The sequence below is a fragment of the Geobacillus sp. LYN3 genome (assembly GCF_003064505.1).
Lineage (GTDB): Bacteria > Bacillota > Bacilli > Bacillales > Anoxybacillaceae > Parageobacillus_B > Parageobacillus_B toebii.
The window spans coordinates 441-673 of sequence record NZ_QCWL01000079.1 but is presented as its reverse complement, the minus strand read 5'-3'; positions in this window follow the sequence as shown (position 1 = coordinate 673).

Below are 233 nucleotides of genomic sequence, written 5' to 3'. Positions count from 1 at the left end.
AGCGGAAGCGCCGCGATCAGCTCTCGAAGCCAAATGTTCTTCACCCGCTGAAGTGCTTGCACTTCGAGGGGGGAAGGTTATTTGGCACAAGAGAGCTAGGCGCTGGAGCTAGACAGTACGAAAAGCGGAAGCGCGAAGGCGATTGCCTATTGACAATGACGCTAAAATAAGTTATAATGACGCTTGTCGTTTTGTTTAGTTTTGAAGGAGCTTCATGTTCCTTCTCTAATTTA